1 protein-coding gene is annotated in these 518 nt (G+C 75.1%); it reads right to left on the bottom strand.

Translation table 11 applies throughout. The annotated features are described in order from the left end of the window. The coding region (locus ACYVL2_RS20145; protein WP_460546584.1) for a helix-turn-helix transcriptional regulator at nucleotides 1-518 on the bottom strand (518 nt) is incomplete at both ends.

Raw genomic sequence — 518 nt, forward strand, 5'->3', positions numbered from 1 at the left:
CTGCGCTGGACGAAGGAGACCGGGTCCTCGGGGGGCTCGCGGCGGAGGAAGCTGGTCCCGGACAGTTCGAGGCCGGCGACGCGGTCGATGCGGAACGTCCGCCAGTCCTCCCGGTCGCGGTCCCACGCCAGCAGGTACCACCGGCGCCCCAGCAGCACCTGCGTGGCCGGCTCGACCCTGCGCTCGGAGGAGAGCCCGGCTCGATCGGTGTAGGTGAACCGGATGTGCTGCCGGTGCGCGATGGCGTCGCCCAGCGCCGCGAGGGTGCCGAGCTCGGGTCCTGCACCGGGACGGCCCGCCGTCTCCACCGATGCGGACAGCGACCGCACCCGCTGCCGGAGCCGGGACGGCAGCAGGCGCTCCAGCTTGGCCAGCGCCGCAGCGGCCACACCGTCGACGTCGGAGAAGCGCGCGGTCGCCGCGAACCGGAGCCCGATGGCGGCGGCCACCGCTTCATCGTCGGTGAAGTGCAGCGGGGGCAGTGCCCGTCCGGCGACCAGCCGGTACCCGCCCACCGG

The organism is Glycomyces halotolerans (genome assembly GCF_054779575.1).